The sequence below is a fragment of the Pseudomonas sp. QS1027 genome, assembly GCF_002814235.1.
In the GTDB taxonomy this organism is placed as follows: Bacteria; Pseudomonadota; Gammaproteobacteria; order Pseudomonadales; family Pseudomonadaceae; genus Aquipseudomonas.
Map to the genome: position 1 here is coordinate 218,854 of NZ_PHSU01000015.1, position 17,379 is coordinate 236,232.

Here is a 17,379-nt window from a genome sequence, read left to right on the forward strand (position 1 = left end):
CCCCGGTTAAACCGCAATCGCTCCGGCCCGTCCGCTTTCCACCACGAATTGCTTGAGCGTCGAGACGCTGGCGTTCACATCCCGGGGATCGGAGATCACCCGGAAGTTCGTCAGCATCTTTTGCTCCTGCACCTCGACCGAAACATAGCCACGCTGGCGACTGTCGAAAAACCGCACGTGAGGATTGAGCGGCAACACGCCGTTGAACAACTCGAACGGCGGCCCATCGGAGGTCACCGAAGTGCCGACGAACTCAGTCGCCACGACCTTCGACTCCGGATCACCCGAGCGCGCATGCAGGTCCGTGGTCCAGAACGAATGAATATCCCCGCCCCAGAACACCGGGTTGCTGACCCGGGTGCGTTCGATGGAGGCCAACACCCTATCCCGCGTCGCCCCATAACCATCCCAGCCATCGGTCCAGTGTCCCAATTCCTGGGTGGCCGGATTGCGTTGTGTCAGCGGCGCCACCAGCAGGTCCTGGGCAATCACGTTCCAGCGCGCTTTCGAACGGGCAAAACCCTGTTCCAGCCAAGCTTCCTGTTCCCAACCGAGCATCGTTCGTTTCGGGTCGCCAAGGTCCGCGCAATCTGCTGGCGCGATATGCCCTTGGTGGCTGCGATTGGGCGGAATGCACGGCTGTTCCGAGCGGTACTGACGGCCGTCGAGGATATGGAATTGCACCAGCCGGCCGTAGTCGAGTCGCCGATAGACGCGCATGTCCGGTCCCCTCGGCAGGCTGCTGGCCCGTAGCGGCATATGTTCGTAGAAGGCCTGGTAGGCCGCCGCCCGCTGAAGGAGAAAGTCACGGGTGGAAATGGCCGGATCCTGCGACCACTTGTTGGCGTAGTCATTCTGCACTTCGTGATCGTCCCAGGTTGCGGCGCAGGGCGCGCAGGCATGCAGGGCCTGGAGATCGGGATCGGTCTTGTAGAGCGCGTAGCGGTTGCGATAGCCCGCCAGGTCGACGGCATTGCCGGCCCCGTGAGGACGGATGATCTTGCCCGAATCGGCGGCGTAGGAACTGTCGTAGATATAGTCGCCGAGGAAAAACACCAGGTCCGGTTGTTCCGCCGCCAGATGCCGGTAGGCGCTGAAATAGCCACGTTCCCAATGCGAGCAGGAGACGAAGCCCAGGCGTGCCGGCGTCATGGCCGTCAGCGCCGGGGTGGTCCGTGACTGTCCCACCGGGCTTTGTGCGCCGAGCCCTTCGAACTGATACCAGTAGGGCCGTCCGGCTTCCAGCCCGGCGACCTCGACGTGCACCGAATGGGCGAAGCGCCGATCCGCCAGCACCTCGCCCTGTTTCACGATGCGGGTCATTGCCGCGTCGCTCGCCACCCGCCAGCGCACCGGCACCGGTTTGCTCAGGCCGCCGCTGCCATCGGTGGCATTGAACCGGGGTGCCAGCCGGGTCCAGATAACAAAGCCATCCGGCAGCGGATCCCCCGAAGCGACCCCGAGGGTGAAGGGATAATCGACCCCCGCGCTACGGGCGAAGGGACTGAGGATCGACAGCACCGCAGCCCCGGCCAGCCCGGTGATGATTCGGCGGCGGTCCTGGTCGACCCCCGGTTCGCCTTCGCTTGGTACAACCTTATTGTTCATGGACACGGCTCGCGGATGATCAGGTGTGAGGTTGCCAATGGTCACGCAACAGCCCGTACAGCAGCATGTCTTCGTAGACGCCATTCTTGAGAAAGGCGCCTTTCAGACAGCCTTCGTAGCGCAGTCCGGCTTTGTCCAGGACCCGTGCGGAGGCTTTGTTGCGCCTGAAACAATGACCGGCAATGCGCTGCAGCTTGCGTTCGACAAAGCCGTGCTCGAGCATCGCGCCGACCGCTTCGCCGGCATAACCACGGTTGCGATGCTGTGCCCCGATCCAATATCCCAGCTGCGCGCTGTGATGGGCCGGTGAAAGTCTCAGGTTGATAACGCCGATCAGTTCACGATTTTCACTCAAATGAATACCCAGTCCCATCTGACGAGCGGAGCGGTATTGCTCCTCCTGGTCGGCAATGAATTCCCGTGCATGTTCGACGGTGTAAGGCGAGGGGAGCGCCCCCGTGTTGCTGGCGATTTCCGGCTCATCCGCCAGCCACGCCAACGTTTGCGCCTGCTCCGCTTGCAAGGGCATCAACAGCAGGCGTCGGGTGTTCAGGTGAGGTAAGGCGACACTCATGATGGGAGGTCCGTCCAGTCAAATTTTGCAAGACTGTACCTACATTGTGTCGTCTTCATTACATGGATAAATTTACTGTGTAACAGCTTGTAAGGCCCGATTTAGAGCCTTCAAATCGTAAATTAATGTTAACCGTTCGGTCATTTTCCGTTGCTAGCTTGGCGCCCCTAATCGAATGAGGGCATCGGAATGAGAACCTGGGACGAACCCAAAAAGCGCAAGGCACACATCGAATTGATCCCCATGATCGACGTGATGATGTTCCTGTTGGTGTTCTTCGTACTGGTGAGCCTGAACGTGATTCCGGCACTGGGCATGAAGACGCAATTGCCGAGCGCGAGCAGTTCGCAGCAGCTCAAACCACAGAACAAATTCATCCTCACCCTGGGGCTCGCCGGCCAGTTGCAACTCGACGGCAAGGACATTGCCGTGGACGCGCTGGTGTCGGCACTCAAGGCGGCGCAGAAGCCGGACACCAAGTCGACGATCATCGTCAACAGCGACAAGGGCGTGGAAGTCGCGCGCCTGGTGGAAGTCATGGACACCTTGCGTCTGGGTGGCTTCACGTCCGTCTCCATTGCCACGCGTAAGTCCTGACCATGTACGTCCTGTTTCGAGTCCGTCAGTGGCTGGGAAGCGTCCCGGCCATCGTGGCGCTGGTGCTGATTGCCATGGGCATCCAGTCCCAGCCGCTGAAGGTCCAGCCGGTGTACGACGAGTCGGCGGTCGAGTTGGCGTTGGTCGAGCCTGAGCCCGAACCCGAGCCGGTGGTTGAGCAAGAGCCGCCACCGCCGGTGATCGAGGACGAGGAGGCCGAGCCCGCGCCACCGCCGCCACCGCCCAAGCCGATGCCAAAGCCAGAACCAAAACCTGAGCCCAAGCCGAAACCTGTGCCCAAGCCACAGCCGGTGGCGGCCAAACCGGCAGAGAAACCGGTCGAGGCCAAGCCCGCTACCGAGCCCGTGGTCGCCCGGGCACCGGCTCCGGCCGCGCCACCGCCACCACCGAAAGTCGACGGCCAGGCGCTGGAGGGCGGCTACCTCAAGGGCCTGCGCAACGAGCTGGATACCTACAAGCAGTACCCCACCGGACGTCAGGCCTCCCTCGAACGCCCCAGCGGCGAGGTGGTGGTCTGGTTGCTGGTGGACCGGCAGGGCCGTGTCCTCGACTCCGGAATCCAGACCCCGGCGCCGAGCATGCTGCTCAACCGTGCGGCAACCAACAGCCTGCATCGCATCAAGCAGGTCAAGCCTTTCCCTGAACAAGCCTTTGGCGGACGTAACGAGCAACGCTTCACCGCCACCTTCAACTACAGCGTGCAATAAAAGCACCGACGATCAGGAATACAGTGATGAGGTTCTCAAAGATTCACCTGGCATTGATTGCCGCGAGCATGAGCCAAGGTGTCGCGTTGGCGGACAGTAACGACAGTGACGTCGGTACCATCGGTGTCCAGGGAAAGGCGACCGTGGGTGGCGGTTACATGGTCCAGGAGGAGAGCATCAAGGGGCGCTCCACGGTGACCAAGGAAGCGCTGGACAAGCAGACCGCGACCGGCAACGCCATCGACAAGCTCAAGTACACCCCGGGCCTGAACATCTCCAGTGAAGACGCCACCGGCCTGGGCAGCTTCCGCTTCACCATGCGCGGGCTCAACTCCGACCAGGTGGGCATGTCCATCGACGGCATGCCGATCAACGACTCCGGCAACTACGCCTTGTACGCCAACCTGCTGGGCGACCCGGAGAACATCGACCAGATCTTCGTCACCCAGGGTTCGTCCGAGGCCGACGGTCCGCACATCGGTTCCAGCGGCGGCAACATCGGCGTGGTGACCATTCGCCCGACCAAGGAAACCGGGGCCTTCGTCAAGCAGGTGGTTGGCAGCCATGCCACCACCAAGACCTTCGCCCGACTCAACACCGGTGAGGTCAACGGCCTGAGCAACTGGCTGTCGTTCTCCCACACCGAAGGCCAGAAATGGCGCGGCAACGGTGCCGAGCGCGCTGACAAGGTCGAGTGGAACAGTTTCTTCGACATGGGCGGCGGCAACACCGCGAACCTGATCCTCAAGTACCACGAGCAGGAAAACGCCAGCTACAGCCAGCTGACCAAGGCCCAGTTCCAGAAATACGGGCGCACCTACGACCCGTACCCTTCGACCCCGGCCCTGGGCAGCAACGGCAAGATCAGCAGCTACGAAGGCCTGGCGCTCAACCCGTTCCAGACCTTTACCGGCGTGCTCAACACCCAGTTCAAACTGGCCGACAACCTGTCGCTGTCGGTGATCCCGTATTACTACTGGGGTAACGGCAGTGGTGTGGGCAGCTCGGCCTATGCCCTGAACAGCGGTTCCAACGTCGGCGGGGTCTTCGACCTGAGCAACCTGCCGACCGCCGCCCAGTACAACGCCGACGGCCAGCCGAACACCGGCGTCTACTACCGGCCTTCGCGGACCCAGACCTGGCGTCCGGGTATCACCACCAAACTGAACTGGGACCTGGACAGCCACAGCCTGCAATTCGGCTACTGGTATGAGCGCGCGCGCCAGAGCCAGACCCAGCCGTTCATTCGCCTCAAGCAGAATGGCAAGCCGGAAAGCATCTGGCCGGATTCCGATTATGTGGTCGATGCCAATGGCAACGAGGTCCAGGGGCGTGATCGCTTCACCGTGACCCCGGCGCAGAAAGTCTGGGCCCAGGATACCTGGTACTTCGCCCCGGACTGGACCCTGGTGGCGGGCCTGGCCTACATGAACGTCGAGCGTGACGGCACCAACCACGGCAGCATCACCGAGAAGGCGGAAAAGCGTCACCAGACCTACAACAAGTTGCTGCCCAACGCCGGCCTGAAGTACCAGCTCGACGAGCATGACCAGCTGTTCTACAGCCTGTCGCGCAACATGCGCGTGCCGCAGAACTACGTGTTGTATGACCAGGGCGCGGGCTCCATCGACTCCAAGCCGGAAACCAGCTGGAACCATGAGTTGGGCTGGCGCTACACCCAACAGGACATGACCGTCGCGGCCACCCTGTTCTACATGCAGTTCGAGAACCGCCAGGTGTCGTCCAAGGACATCAACGGCGACTTCGCCGACATCAACGCCGGCAGTGTCGACAACAAGGGCCTGGAGCTTGAGTGGAGCGGGCTGCTGCCGCACAACTTCAACTTCTACACCTCCTACACCTACACCCGCGCCGAGCAGAAGGACAACCTGACCGTCTACAACGCCGGCAAGGCGATCCTGCTGCCGACCGCCGGCAAGCAGTTCGCCAACGTGCCGAAGAACATGCTGGCGGCCAACATCGGTTATGACGACGGCCTGTTCTACGGCACCTTCGGTGGCAAGTACACCAGCAAGCTGTATGGCGACCTGACCAACGACGAAGCCATCTCCGGACGCACCGTGTTCAACCTCGGCGCCGGTATCTACCTGCCGGTGGACAAGAAGGTGGTCAAGAGCGCGACCCTGCGCCTGAACGTCGACAACCTGTTCGACAAGAAGTACCTGGACGGCGTGTACACCACCAAGACCAATTCGGCGACCTACAGCGGTTTCCGCGATGGCGACCCGGCCTACATCGTGGGTCTGGACCGTACGGTGACCATGTCGCTGGAAGCGAATTTCTGATGTTTGTCCCACGCGTATTACCGACAGAGGTCACCCGATCATGGACATGAACCTGCTTCACGAAATCACCTTCTATGTGATGTATGCGGCCCTGGCGATTGCGATCTTCATCGCCATCGAGCGCGCCATCTACTTCGCTTATGTCCGGCGCTCGGCCCGGGCGCTGATGGAGGCCCTGGGCTCCCATGTACACAGCGCGAAGGACCTGCCGCAGGCGTTGACCCGGCGTGACAGCCTGCCGTTGGACATGGCCTCGGCAGTACTGGCGCAGAAGGCGACCCACGGTCCGCGCAAGGACCTGGACGATGTGATCGACACCCAGTACCTGGCCAGCCGCGCGCCGTTGGCCCGTAGCCTGTGGATCATCGAGACCATCACCACCGCCGCGCCGCTGCTCGGTTTGCTGGGGACCATCCTCGGCATCATCGATACCTTCAAGGCCTTGGCCAGCGCCGGTGTTTCCGACCCTGGGCAGATCTCCGGTGGTATCGGGACGGCCTTGTTCGCCACCGGCCTGGGGATTGCCATCGCGTTGTTCTGCGTGGTGTTCCACAACTTCTTCCAGGACAGCCTGGAGCGCATCAACGACCAGCTCAAGATGTTGCTGATCCGTGCGTCGAGCGGTGCTCGTGTGCAGAGCGAAGTGCCGCATCGGGCGGCGAGTCCGGTGCAGTTGCAGACGGCCTGACCCACCACTGTCCCCTTGTAGGAGCCGGCTTGCTGGCGATAGCGGCCGATCAGGCGATGCAAGACTGCCTGGCCTCATCGCCAGCAAGCCGGCTCCTACAAATTGGGATTGGGGTAAGCCCGTTCGCAGAGGCACAGGCCGTTTTATTTTCCTGGACGAGACCCTTATGTCCCCTTTCCTGACGTTTAAACCGACGCTGTTGCGCGTCGGCATGGCGAGCCTTGTCGGCCTGCTGCTCAGTCCGCTGGCCCAGGCGGACTTTTCCATTCCCGGTTTCGAGCTGGTGCATACCGTCCCGCTCGCCACCGATCTCGGCGCCCCCGATTTGCGTCAACCCGGTCCGGTCTGGATCGAACTCTTCGACGGCGCCAAAAGCCGCATCGACATTGGCCAGTTCTATGCCGCGGACCATCCCGGTTCGGTGATGGACAAGGTCATTGAAAGCCTCGAAGCCGCCGGCAAGCGTGGCGTGAAGATTCGTTTCCTGCTGGAAGAGAAGGGGGTGAAGCTTTCCGAAGAAGCCACCCTAGAACGGCTGCGCAAGATCCCCAACCTGACCTTCCGCGTCCTGCCCTACGCACGCCTGAGTGGCGGCATCATCCACGCCAAGTACCTGGTGGTGGATGGCCGGCAGGCGTTTATCGGCAGCCAGAACTTCGACTGGCGCTCGCTTGAGCACATCCATGAAACCGGCTTGCTTGTCAGCGAGGCAACGATGGTCGGCCAGGTCCAGGCGATCTTCGACCAGGACTGGAAGGCCCAGGCCGCGTTGGCGGCAAGCAAGCCGGTGCCATTGCCCAAGGCCGGGAAAGAGCCGGCGCGCACCGGTAACTACCTGGTGGCCAGCCCGCAACGCTACAACCCGCCGGGTGTCGGCGATTCACAGCTGGAATTACCGCGTTTGCTGGCCGAGGCCAAGCATGAAGTGCGGGTGCAATTGCTCGACTATGCACCGCTGTCCTACGGCCCTGACAAAACCCGTCCGTACTACGCCGTGATTGATAACGCGGTACGTGCGGCGGCGGCGCGCGGGGTGTCGATCAAGTTGATGGTCTCCGACTGGAACACCGGAAAACCAGAAATCGCCTACCTCAAGAGCCTGGCGGTCCTGCCCAATGTGCAGGTCAAGATCGTCACCTTGCCGCAGGACCCGCAGGGCTTTATCCCCTATGCGCGAGTTATCCACAGCAAGACCATGGAGATCGACGGGCAGGTGGCCTGGGTCGGGACCAGCAACTGGCTCGGCGGCTACCTCGACAACTCGCGCAACCTGGAAGTGGTGATGCACAACAGCGCCATGGCTGAGCGGATCGAGGCCTTGCATGAGCAACTGTGGGACGGGCCGTATGCCTGGTCGCTGGATGTCGCCCGGGATTATCCGGCGCCGCATCCGGGCAAACCCTGATCCTTACGCGCAGTAGCTGTCGGAAGCTACCTCCAGGGAATTTGTGTCATACGCAATCTGTGTGTTCGACACCGTACTGTAGGAGCAGGGCTTGCCCGCGAAGGCGTACCTGAAGGCGCCAAAGGCTTCGCTGGCAAGCCAGACTCCTACAGTTTGCGGTGCACTCGGCTTTTTATTTTTCAGCTGACGGTACGCATCCGGCCCTTGGCCAGCCGCAGCCGGTACAAGCCATAGATGAACAACACCCAAAACGGCATCACATACACCGAGACACTGATCCCCGGAATCATCAGCATCACCGCCAGGATCAGCGCGACGAAGGCCAGGCACAGGTAGTTGCTGAACGGGGTCCAGAAGGCCTTGAAGCCCGGGACCACGCCTTGCCGTTCCATGGCCTTGCGGAATTTCAGGTGGGTCAGGCTGATCACGATCCAGTTGATGATCAACGAGGCCACCACCAGCGCCATCAACAGTTCCAGCGCTTCATGGGGCGCCACGTAGTTGACCACCACGCACAGCAGGGTCACGAGGGCCGAGACCCCGATGGCCCGTACTGGCACGCCTTGCTTGTTCAGTTTCATCAGGGATTTCGGTGCATCGCCTTGCTCGGCCAGGCCGAACAGCATGCGGCTGTTGCAGTACACGCCGCTGTTATAGACCGACAGGGCGGCGGTCAGCACTACCACGTTGAGGATCTGCGCCGCCGTGTCGCTGCCGATCAGGGCGAAAATCTGCACGAACGGGCTGCCGCTGTAGGCGTCGCCGGAAGCACCGAGGGTGGTCAGCAACTGGTCCCACGGATACAGCGACAACAGCACGGTAAGGGCGCCGACGTAGAAGATCAGGATCCGCAACACCACCTGGTTGATCGCCTTGGGGATCACCTTGCGCGGTTCGCTGGCCTCGGCGGCGGTGATGCCCACCAGCTCCAGGCCGCCGAAGGAAAACATGATGAAACACAGCGCCATCAGCAGGCCGCTGAAACCGTTGGGGAAGAACCCGCCGTGGCTCCACAGGTTGCTGACCGAGGCTTGTGGGCCGCCGGTGCCGCTGATCAGCAGGTAGCAACCGAGGGCGATCATGCCAATGATCGCCACCACCTTGATGATCGCGAACCAGAATTCGGTTTCGCCGAATACCTTGACGTTGGTCAGGTTGATCAGGTTGACCAGCACGAAGAACACCGCCGCGCTGACCCAGGACGGCACATCGGGCCACCAGAACTGCACGTACTTGCCGACGGCCGTGAGTTCGGCCATGCCCACCAGCACGTAGAGCACCCAGTAGTTCCAGCCGCAGAGAAAGCCCGCGTAGCCGCCCCAGTATTTATGGGCGAAGTGGCTGAACGAGCCGGCTACCGGCTCCTCGACGATCATCTCGCCGAGCTGGCGCATGATCAGGAACGCGACGAACCCACAGATCGCATAACCGAGGATCATCGCCGGGCCCGCGGACTTGAGCACGCCGGCAGAACCCAGGAACAGCCCGGTGCCGATGGCCCCACCCAGGGAAATCAGCTGGATATGGCGGTTTTTCAGGCCGCGCTTGAGCAAACCCGGTGTCAGGTTTTCACCCGTCATTGCTTCACCTTCTCTAGTTTTTCTTCTCGGTGTCGACCTGAGCGGGCCAGGCGTGTAACCGGTACTGATGCTCGACATAAGCGGCGTGGATATTAAATCCCGAAGGTGCGGGGCTCAAGTATTACGCGGCTTCGAGGGGGAAATAGAGAAGAAACTGTAGGAGTGGGGCAAGCCTCGAGGGTGCAGGGTGCACACTCGAGGCCGGTGAGAAGGGCTCCCGCTCAGGCGCCGTGCTCTGCCCGTTGGACCAGCCAGCGCAGGGCATCGTCCATTGGCACCTGGTAATGCCGTTCGACCGATTGCGACCCCTGGGGGCTGTAGTGCTCGGTATAGCGGCTGAGGATCAGGTGGCGTTGGTCGTCCGATAGTCGCAGGCTGACCTCGTGGCAGAACAGGTCGCTGCCGGCGGGTTTACTCACCCGCTGTTCCAGAATCAGTGCCCGCTGTTCAGAAACCATCCTGGACGGCTCCCTGGCAGCGGTCTTTCTCCGGCTGGGTGCTGCCCTGTTTACCTTCCTGCACGAAAGCCGCGCGATGTTCGGCGACAACATTACGCATGGCACTGTAGTAGTCCGGCAGTTTTTTCAGGCTGTCGGTAAGCGGCAGCAGTTCGGCGCGCTGGTCGATGACGCCGCCGACCAGGTTGACCGTTTCCAGGGTCTTGACGGTGTCGCTGTTGGTGCCGAAGGGGTTGAAGGCCAGGCCGAGTACGCGTCCGGCGGCGTCGCGGGCGTTGCCGGTGCCCAGCAGCGGCAGTTCGATGATGGGCCCGTTGCCGATGCCCCAGACGCCAAAGGTCTGGCCGAAGTCGGCGGTGTGACGGGGGATGCCCATCGGGTCCGAAACGTCGATCAGGCCCGCGACGCCGAGGGTGGTGTTGACTGTGAAACGTCCCAGGGTTGTGGCCGAACGTTTCAGGTTGCCTTGCAGCAAGTCGTTGACGAAGACCTTGGGCTCGCCAAAGTTGGTGGTGAAGTTATGCACACCGCGCTGGAAGAAATTCGGCAGGTGGAGATATCCACGGGCCACGGGGGCCAGGGCATAGTCATCGACGACCCTGTTGAAGGCGAAAATCCCCCGGTTGACCCGCTGGGCCGGGTCGAACACCGGGTGGTCGACTTGCGCGCAACTGGCGCTCGCCACCGGGGCCTGGCTGCTGCAGCCGGCCAGGTACGAAACGGTCAGCAACAGCGCGACGTGACGGAGCAGGGCGGGCGAACACTTGAGCGGGGGCATGGGCAAACAATCTCTGCGGAATAAGGGCGGCCGATGCTGGCAGCCGCGCCTTGCGCAAAGATGTCTGCTTTATTGCTGGACTGATGGTTTGTTACCGCATTGAAATATATGACGGAGCGCGGCGAATGGTTTTAGATGGAGCTCTTTCCCATTTCGAGTGATGGCCGCCGGTGAGCAGTCTGTTGATCGTGGACGACGACCTCGAGGTCCTTGCCCTGCTGAAGAAATTCTTTGTGTTGCATGGCTACACGGTGGAGGTCGCCGCCGATGGCGCCGCATTGTGGGCCGCGGTGGAGCGCCAGGCCCCGGACCTGATCATCCTTGACCTGATGCTGCCAGGAGAGAACGGCTTGATGCTGTGCCAGCGCCTGCGTCGGCAGTACGCGACCCCGGTGATCATGCTGACCGCCATGGGCGAGTTGAGCGACCGGGTGGTGGGCCTGGAAATGGGCGCCGATGATTACCTGAGCAAACCCTTCGATGCCCGCGAGTTGCTGGCACGGGTTCGGGCGGTATTGCGCCGTGCCGGGGAAAGCCGGCCGTTGAGCGGTGAAGTGCCGCGCCCGCTGATCCGCTTCGCCGACTGGCAACTGGACCTGACCCGACGCGAACTGCGTTCGCCGGACCAGGTGATGATCCCGCTGTCGGCCGGGGAGTTCGATCTGCTGCTGGTGTTTGTCGAGCATCCCCAGCGCATCCTCACCCGTGAACAACTGCTGGACCTGGCGCGCGGGCACAGCCATGACGCGTTCGACCGCAGCATCGACGTCCAGGTCAGCCGCCTGCGACGCAAGCTGGAGTTCGACACCAAGCGCCCGGCGATGATTCGCACGGTGCGCAATGGCGGCTATCTGTTCACCCCCGAAGTGACACGCCAGTGAGCCGCCTCGGAGCCGGGCGTTATCGCCCCAGGGACACGGTGGCGCGCTGGATCGCCCTGACCATCCTGATGGCCATGCTCACGGCGCTGGGGTTCAACGCGCTGTTCGTCAAACTGGCCGGTGTCTGGGCCTATCCCTCCCTGATCGAGACCGGCCTGCTGGAAAAGATCGCCTCCATCAGTCGGGTGCTCGAAGCCTCCGACCCCGGGCAGCGTGCCCGTCTGGCGGCGGTGGTCAGCGACCCGAACATGCAGGTGAACTGGTACCTCGACCGTCACGATATCGCCCAGCCAAAAATCGTCGAAGAAGTCCGGGGCCGGGGCTCGGAAGCCATACGCCGGGCGCTCAATGCGCCGAATCGGCGGATCGAGGCCTATCGGCCCTCCGACTGGCCGGGCCCGGGCGGGCGCTATGCATTGCTGATCCAGTTGGATGATGGCTCCTGGCTTATGTTTTCTGCCGCCTCACGCAGTTGGGGGTTGGAGGAGGGGCCGCGCGGTCTGATCGTGATCGTACTGGTGCTGATTTCCACCGCTGTGGTCACGCTGATCGCCACCCGGCGCCTGGCCAGGCCCCTGCAACAATTTGCCCAGGGCGCACGGCGTTTTGGCATCGACTTCCGGGCGCCGCCGGTGGAGCCGGTCGGGCCCCATGAAATCCGTCAGGCGATCCTCGCTTTCAACGCCATGCAGGCCCAGTTGCAACACTTCATCAAGGACCGCACGCAGATGCTCGCGGCCATCTCCCATGACCTGCGCACGCCCTTGACCCGCATGCGCTTGCGGGGTGAGTTCATCGAGGATGAGGAGCAACAGCAGCGGTTGTTTCGCGACGTCGATGAAATGCAGGCGATGATCAACTCCGCACTGGAGTTCTTCCGGGACGATGCGCGCCTGGAAGAGGCAACCTCCTTCGACTTGGCGGAATTGCTGCAAACCCTGGTGGACGATTATCGCGACCAGGGGATTGAGGTCGACTTCGTGGGACCGTCCAGGTGGGTGTATTTCGGGCGACCATTGGGACTGAAGCGTGTCATCGGCAATTTGCTGGATAACGCCATCAAGTACGGCAGTCAGCCATCGATCGAGTTGGAGCCGGACGGAGAACGACTGCTGATCCGCGTGCAGGATCGTGGGCCGGGGATCGCCGCGGATTACCTTGAGCAGGTGTTCGAACCGTTCTTCCGGCTGGAGAGTTCGCGCAACAAGAGTACGGGCGGTGTCGGACTGGGGTTGTCGGCGGCCCGGGCGATTGTGCAGGAGCAGGGTGGGGCGCTGACCCTGAGCAACCAGGCGGGTGGCGGGTTGATCGCCCTGGTGGCTTTGCCGGTGCAAGGGGCGTTGTAGTCAGCGCCCTGCGGACGTATTTGTTATCACGTTCTTTTAAGCATAAAACGTTGGCAACTTCATACAACGGTAAAGAGCACACTGTAATGCCTGGGGCGATCAGTTTTTTTGATGCCAGCCCCCGGGTATTTGTTGTTTGACAGTCTTTTAACCAACACTGAAACTTTCCCCATTAAGGGTGACTTTCGCCCTGCCCATTGTTTTGCCCTGCCTTGATATAAAACCAAACAAAAAGCCCTCCATTGTGCAGTAGCCAAAACCATGAATATTCATTTGAAGTTCAGTCAGAAGATCCTGCTCGCCGTTTCTACCGTGGTTGTTGTGGTCTTTGCGGTTTTCGCACTGTATGGCGATTATCAACAGCGCAACGCAATCAGCGGGAATATCGAGAACAACTTGCACACCACCGGGCAGGTCCTGGCCCAGAATATTCAAACCTGGTTGAGCGATCGTTTGTTGTTGGTGGACGCGATGGCCCAGGTTGTCGCGCTCGACCCGGCCAAGGAGAAGGTTCATACCCTGCTTCAACAGCCTGCGCTTACCTCGACTTTCGTCGCCAGCTACAGGGCAACACGCGACGGCGCCTTCGATATCTTTCCTGACCGGGTCATGCCCGACGGCTACGATCCGCGCCAGCGGCCCTGGTACTCGGACGCGGTTAAAAACGGCCCGATCCTGACCGAACCCTATATTGGCGTGGGCAGCGACTACCTGGTCATGAGCGAGGCTGCTCCGATCAAGTCCGGTGATCAGGTACTGGGTGTGCTTGGGGTCAATATCAGCCTGGACAAGATGGCCCGGATGATCAACGCCCAGGATTTCGGCGGCATCGGTTATGCCTTCCTGGTCAGTGCCGACGGCAATATCCTGGTGCACCCCGACAAGACCCTGGTCACCAAGAACCTGCGTGATATCTACGGCATGGAGCCGGCGCGGATCGGCGCCGAACTGACCGAGGTGCATCAGGCGGGCAGCACGCAGCTGCTGACCTTCATGCCCGTGCAAGGCCTGCCTTCGGTGAAATGGTCTGTGGGCCTGGCCGTCGACAAGGACAAGGCCTACGCGGCGTTGACCCAGTTTCGTCTTTCGGTGCTGATCGCGACTGTCGTACTGCTGGCTATCACCTTTGTGTTGCTCAGCCTGTTGATAAGGCTGCTGATGAAGCCCTTGCACCATATGACCCGTGCGCTGGAGGACATTGCCCAGGGCGATGGCGATCTGACGCAGCGCCTGCCAATCCAGTCGCGTGACGAGTTCGGCCATCTGGCGGGGGCCTTCAATCGTTTTGTCGAGCGCATCCATGGCTCGATCCGCGAAGTGGCCTCGACCACCGCGCGTTTGAGCCAGGTGGCCAGCCGGGTGGTCAATGCCTCCAACGCCTCGATGAGCAACTCGGATAACCAGTCCCAGCGCACCAGCAGTGTCGCGGCGGCCATCAATCAATTGGGCGCCGCCGCCCAGGAGATCGCCGTAAATGCCGCGGATGCCTCACAGGGCGCCTCCGATGCGCGGGACACGGCCGATGAAGCGCGGCGGGTGGTCGATCGCTCGATCCAGGCGATGAATGAACTGTCGGCCAAGATCCTTTCCTCCAGCGCCCGGATCGAGCAGCTCAATAGCCACACTTCGAGCATCGGCCAGATACTCAAGGTGATCCAGGCGATTTCCGAGCAGACCAATCTGCTGGCACTGAATGCCGCCATCGAGGCCGCCCGGGCGGGAGAGTCCGGGCGCGGTTTTTCGGTGGTCGCCGATGAGGTACGCAACCTTGCCGGACGGACCCAGGCTTCGGCCCAGCAGATCCACGGGATGATCGAGGAACTGCAAGTCGGTTCCCGGCAGGCGGTACGGACCATGGCCGAGAGCCAGCAATACAGCGCGGAGAGCGTGACCATCGCCAATCAGGCCGGCGAGCACCTGGGGCAGGTTACCCGGCGTATCGGCGAGATCGACGGGATGAACCAGTCGGTGGCCGCCGCCACCGAAGAACAGACCGCCGTGGTCGAGGCGATCAATATGGACATCACCCAGATCGATACCTTGAACAAGGATGCGGTGGAGAACCTCAACGCCACGCTCCTGGCCTGTTCCGATCTGGAGCAGCAGACCGCTCGGTTGGAGCAACTGGTCAGCGGTTTCCGTATTTGAGGTGCGCTTTGCCTGAGAGGCCCTTCGCACGAAGTTGCTATTCGCCCGGGAGTCTCGTATAAGTCGGCATAAACATGCAGACTCAGGCGTAAACATGCATAGCGTCCATCAAGCTTCGGAATTGCCTTACCTGCGGCGGCAAAAGATCCTGTTGTTGCTCGAACGGGACGGTAAGGTCATGGCCTCTGAGCTGGGCCAGCATTTCGCGGTGTCGGAAGACACCATCCGCCGCGACCTTGCCGAGCTCTCCCAGGCCGGGCTGTTGCAGCGGGTCCATGGCGGCGCGCTGCCGCGTCCCAAGGACACCGGCAAGGACTACTTCACCCGGGTCGCCGAACCCAATGAAGTGAAAACCCAGCTGGCGAAAATGGCCGCACGTCGGGTTGAATCGGGGCAGATCGTGCTGTTCGACTCCGGTAGTACAACTTTGCAGATCGCCCAGTCGCTGCCGTCCGGGCTGTCGATCACCGCCGTCACCTGTTCGCCGATGATCGCCATGACCCTGGCCGAGCATCCGGGTATCACCGTGATCCTCGCGGGTGGCAAGCTCAACCCGGCGACCATGGCCTCTGGCGGGCATGAGGCGGTGCGGTTGATCCAGGGCATCAAGGCCGACCTGCTGTTTACCGGCGTTTGTGCGATTCACCCGGAAATGGGGATTACCTCCCTGTATTACGACGAAGTCGCCGTGAAACAGGCCATGCTCGACAGCGCCTCGCACGTGGTGGCGGTGACCACGGCCGATAAGCTCGGCGCCGTGGAGCCGTTTGTGGTCGCACCCTGTTCGCGCTTGCAGACGATGCTGACGGAGCACTTTGTACCGTCGGAGGATATCCAGGCTTATCGGCGCATGGGGATCGAGGTCGTGCAGTTGGAGGTTTGAGAGGAGGGCGTTGCCGGGTGCAGTTGACCGTCTGTCGTATGAGTCAGGATTTCCGGGCGTTGCAGAGTCGCCGTGCAGATCGTCGAGGCCTCTAGCTGAGCCCTCTTGAACCAGTCATCTTGTAATCGAAGGTAACAAAACATTGCAATGGTCGGTCGGCTCGCCGCATCATTGCAGGCCTACTCCCCAAAGAGGCCCCCTGAGGAAATGGATTCTCAGATCATAGGCATCGATTTCGCCGATTGGCGGATGCCTGAAGTGAACGCGGACTGGATCGCTGCGTTGGAAGCGGGCAAGGTGCTTTATTTCCCCCGGTTGTCGTTTGAACTGCGGGAAGAAGAGAAGTCCTTGCTCCGTCCGGATATTCGCTCACCCAAGGCTCGTAATATCAGCCTGGATGCGAATAATCACCTCAAGGGCGCCGAAGGCGATGCTGCCGTGCAACAGGCGCTGACCGAGATGATCGGACGTTTCCGCGAGCAGGCGCAGACGTTGGTATATTCGCTGCTGCCTCGCTACCAGGGTGCTTTGCGCCTGGCACCTACCAGCTACCGTCCGATGCAGGTCGAGACCCGTGCCCAGTCCTGGCGCGCGGATGATCGTCGCCTGCATGTCGACGCCTTTCCTTCGCGTCCCAACTACGGTGAGCGGATTCTACGGGTGTTCAGCAACATCAACCCCGAGGGTGTGCCGCGTGTGTGGCGTGTGGGCGAGCCTTTCGAAACGGTGGCCCGCAAGTTCCTGCCACGGGCCAAGCCCTATGTGGCCTGGCAGGCCAGCCTGTTGAAGGCGTTGCACATCACCAAGTCATATCGCAGCGAATATGACCATCTGATGTTGCAGTTGCATGACGGCATGAAGGGCGATCAGGCCTATCAGGAAACCGCCGAGCAAGTGACCATGCCATTCGCTGCCGGCTCGGTCTGGGTGTGCTTCTCGGACCAGGTGCCGCATGCGGTCATGTCCGGCCAGTACATGCTCGAGCAGACTCTGCACATACCTGCCGACAAGCAGTACGACCCCCAGTCCAATCCCTTGGCGATCCTGACGCGGATGATGGGTCGGCCTTTGGTTTGAGGCCTCGCACTGACTGACCTGTGCGCGGCCGACTGGGTACTCGGCTGTGCAACCCCCCCCCTCGCGAATATTGGCGTCTGCCCGGCATGCCGCCGGGTAGAGCGTGCGCGTTGCTTTTTGCCTGAGTTAGAAAAATGACGGAAATATGAACACTTGGTCAGTATTTTTTGAACCAAATTCAAGATCGACGAGTTCGGGGCCAAGGTCGGTATCGCGTTCTGATGAATGAAGCGCGTGAGCCCAGGCTTGCGCGCTTCATCCCCGAGCTTGCCGCACTTTTGCCTGCAATAGCCTGTTCCTTCTCGTACCCCCTAGACGCCGC

The 17,379-nt window shown here is 61.5% G+C and carries 15 protein-coding genes and 1 pseudogene; 11 read left to right on the forward strand and 5 right to left on the reverse strand.

What is annotated here, in order from left to right; translation table 11 throughout:
• Positions 1-6: 6 nt before the first annotated feature.
• Both CWE01_RS15220 and CWE01_RS15225 read right to left on the reverse strand, forming a co-directional pair.
• Positions 7-1,608 carry an alkaline phosphatase gene (locus CWE01_RS15220; protein ID WP_100941358.1) on the reverse strand — a complete coding sequence of 534 codons (1,602 nt, stop codon included), beginning with the start codon at positions 1,606-1,608 and terminating at the stop codon, positions 7-9.
• A gap of 19 nt (positions 1,609-1,627) precedes the next feature.
• The gene (locus CWE01_RS15225; RefSeq protein ID WP_100941359.1) at positions 1,628-2,182 is read right to left on the reverse strand and encodes a GNAT family N-acetyltransferase; all 555 of its coding nucleotides are present in this window, start codon (positions 2,180-2,182) and stop codon (positions 1,628-1,630) included.
• A gap of 189 nt (positions 2,183-2,371) precedes the next feature.
• Between CWE01_RS15225 and CWE01_RS15230 the strand changes: the two genes are divergently transcribed.
• From CWE01_RS15230 to CWE01_RS15250, 5 genes are all read left to right on the forward strand, one after another.
• Positions 2,372-2,779, forward strand: a complete 408-nt coding sequence (locus CWE01_RS15230; protein WP_100941360.1) for a biopolymer transporter ExbD — start codon at positions 2,372-2,374, stop codon at positions 2,777-2,779.
• 2 nt (positions 2,780-2,781) lie between these two features.
• A complete protein-coding gene (locus tag CWE01_RS15235; RefSeq protein ID WP_100941361.1) occupies positions 2,782-3,507 on the forward strand; it encodes an energy transducer TonB in 726 nt (241 codons plus the stop codon).
• A 26-nt stretch (positions 3,508-3,533) separates the two neighbouring features.
• Complete coding sequence (locus CWE01_RS15240; RefSeq protein ID WP_100941362.1) at positions 3,534-5,813, forward strand: TonB-dependent receptor; 2,280 nt, start codon at positions 3,534-3,536, stop codon at positions 5,811-5,813.
• Positions 5,814-5,853: 40 nt separating this feature from the next.
• Positions 5,854-6,501 carry a MotA/TolQ/ExbB proton channel family protein gene (locus CWE01_RS15245; RefSeq protein WP_100941363.1) on the forward strand — a complete coding sequence of 216 codons (648 nt, stop codon included), beginning with the start codon at positions 5,854-5,856 and terminating at the stop codon, positions 6,499-6,501.
• Between the two features lie 166 nt (positions 6,502-6,667).
• Positions 6,668-7,906 (forward strand): phospholipase D-like domain-containing protein, encoded by a 1,239-nt coding sequence (locus CWE01_RS15250; protein WP_100941364.1) that lies wholly within the window; start codon positions 6,668-6,670, stop codon positions 7,904-7,906.
• 179 nt (positions 7,907-8,085) lie between these two features.
• Here the strand turns inward: CWE01_RS15250 and CWE01_RS15255 are convergent, their stop codons facing one another.
• The 3 genes from CWE01_RS15255 to CWE01_RS15265 all read right to left on the reverse strand — a co-directional run bounded on the left by CWE01_RS15255 (position 8,086) and on the right by CWE01_RS15265 (position 10,722).
• Entirely contained in the window at positions 8,086-9,486 is a 1,401-nt protein-coding gene (locus CWE01_RS15255) for an amino acid permease (RefSeq protein WP_100941365.1), read from the reverse strand.
• A 221-nt stretch (positions 9,487-9,707) separates the two neighbouring features.
• Positions 9,708-9,944, reverse strand: coding sequence for a hypothetical protein (locus CWE01_RS15260; protein ID WP_100941366.1), 237 nt, complete (start codon positions 9,942-9,944; stop codon positions 9,708-9,710).
• A complete protein-coding gene (locus CWE01_RS15265; RefSeq protein WP_100941367.1) occupies positions 9,934-10,722 on the reverse strand; it encodes a VacJ family lipoprotein in 789 nt (262 codons plus the stop codon). Before CWE01_RS15265 ends, CWE01_RS15260 begins: the two co-directional genes overlap by 11 nt.
• Positions 10,723-10,892: 170 nt before the next feature.
• On the opposite strand from CWE01_RS15265, the gene CWE01_RS15270 reads away from it, so the two are divergent.
• The 6 genes and pseudogenes from CWE01_RS15270 to CWE01_RS15290 all read left to right on the forward strand — a co-directional run bounded on the left by CWE01_RS15270 (position 10,893) and on the right by CWE01_RS15290 (position 17,057).
• Complete coding sequence (locus tag CWE01_RS15270; RefSeq protein WP_100941368.1) at positions 10,893-11,603, forward strand: response regulator; 711 nt, start codon at positions 10,893-10,895, stop codon at positions 11,601-11,603.
• A gap of 68 nt (positions 11,604-11,671) precedes the next feature.
• Positions 11,672-12,949: a HAMP domain-containing sensor histidine kinase gene (locus CWE01_RS15275; protein ID WP_100941412.1), complete on the forward strand. Its 1,278-nt coding sequence runs from the start codon at positions 11,672-11,674 to the stop codon at positions 12,947-12,949.
• Positions 12,950-13,210: 261 nt separating this feature from the next.
• Positions 13,211-14,239 (forward strand): annotated as a pseudogene (locus tag CWE01_RS34300) (cache domain-containing protein); the annotation flags it as partial.
• A 93-nt stretch (positions 14,240-14,332) separates the two neighbouring features.
• Complete coding sequence (locus tag CWE01_RS34305; protein ID WP_371917143.1) at positions 14,333-15,097, forward strand: methyl-accepting chemotaxis protein; 765 nt, start codon at positions 14,333-14,335, stop codon at positions 15,095-15,097.
• 94 nt (positions 15,098-15,191) lie between these two features.
• Positions 15,192-15,980, forward strand: a complete 789-nt coding sequence (locus CWE01_RS15285; protein ID WP_100941370.1) for a DeoR/GlpR family DNA-binding transcription regulator — start codon at positions 15,192-15,194, stop codon at positions 15,978-15,980.
• A gap of 207 nt (positions 15,981-16,187) precedes the next feature.
• Positions 16,188-17,057 (forward strand): Kdo hydroxylase family protein, encoded by an 870-nt coding sequence (locus CWE01_RS15290; RefSeq protein WP_100941371.1) that lies wholly within the window; start codon positions 16,188-16,190, stop codon positions 17,055-17,057.
• Positions 17,058-17,379 lie beyond the last annotated feature (322 nt).

Coding starts and splice junctions, on each gene's coding strand:
- CWE01_RS15225 (WP_100941359.1), bottom strand. CDS start 2,182: ATGAGTGTCGCCTTACCTCACCTGAACACCCGACGCCTGCTGTTGATG.
- CWE01_RS15230 (WP_100941360.1), top strand. CDS start 2,372: ATGAGAACCTGGGACGAACCCAAAAAGCGCAAGGCACACATCGAATTG.
- CWE01_RS15275 (WP_100941412.1), top strand. CDS start 11,672: ATGGCCATGCTCACGGCGCTGGGGTTCAACGCGCTGTTCGTCAAACTG.
- CWE01_RS34305 (WP_371917143.1), top strand. CDS start 14,333: ATGAGCAACTCGGATAACCAGTCCCAGCGCACCAGCAGTGTCGCGGCG.
- CWE01_RS15245 (WP_100941363.1), top strand. CDS start 5,854: ATGGACATGAACCTGCTTCACGAAATCACCTTCTATGTGATGTATGCG.
- CWE01_RS15240 (WP_100941362.1), top strand. CDS start 3,534: ATGAGGTTCTCAAAGATTCACCTGGCATTGATTGCCGCGAGCATGAGC.
- CWE01_RS15290 (WP_100941371.1), top strand. CDS start 16,188: ATGGATTCTCAGATCATAGGCATCGATTTCGCCGATTGGCGGATGCCT.
- CWE01_RS15260 (WP_100941366.1), bottom strand. CDS start 9,944: ATGGTTTCTGAACAGCGGGCACTGATTCTGGAACAGCGGGTGAGTAAA.
- CWE01_RS15255 (WP_100941365.1), bottom strand. CDS start 9,486: ATGACGGGTGAAAACCTGACACCGGGTTTGCTCAAGCGCGGCCTGAAA.
- CWE01_RS15265 (WP_100941367.1), bottom strand. CDS start 10,722: ATGCCCCCGCTCAAGTGTTCGCCCGCCCTGCTCCGTCACGTCGCGCTG.
- CWE01_RS15250 (WP_100941364.1), top strand. CDS start 6,668: ATGTCCCCTTTCCTGACGTTTAAACCGACGCTGTTGCGCGTCGGCATG.
- CWE01_RS15235 (WP_100941361.1), top strand. CDS start 2,782: ATGTACGTCCTGTTTCGAGTCCGTCAGTGGCTGGGAAGCGTCCCGGCC.
- CWE01_RS15285 (WP_100941370.1), top strand. CDS start 15,192: ATGCATAGCGTCCATCAAGCTTCGGAATTGCCTTACCTGCGGCGGCAA.
- CWE01_RS15220 (WP_100941358.1), bottom strand. CDS start 1,608: ATGAACAATAAGGTTGTACCAAGCGAAGGCGAACCGGGGGTCGACCAG.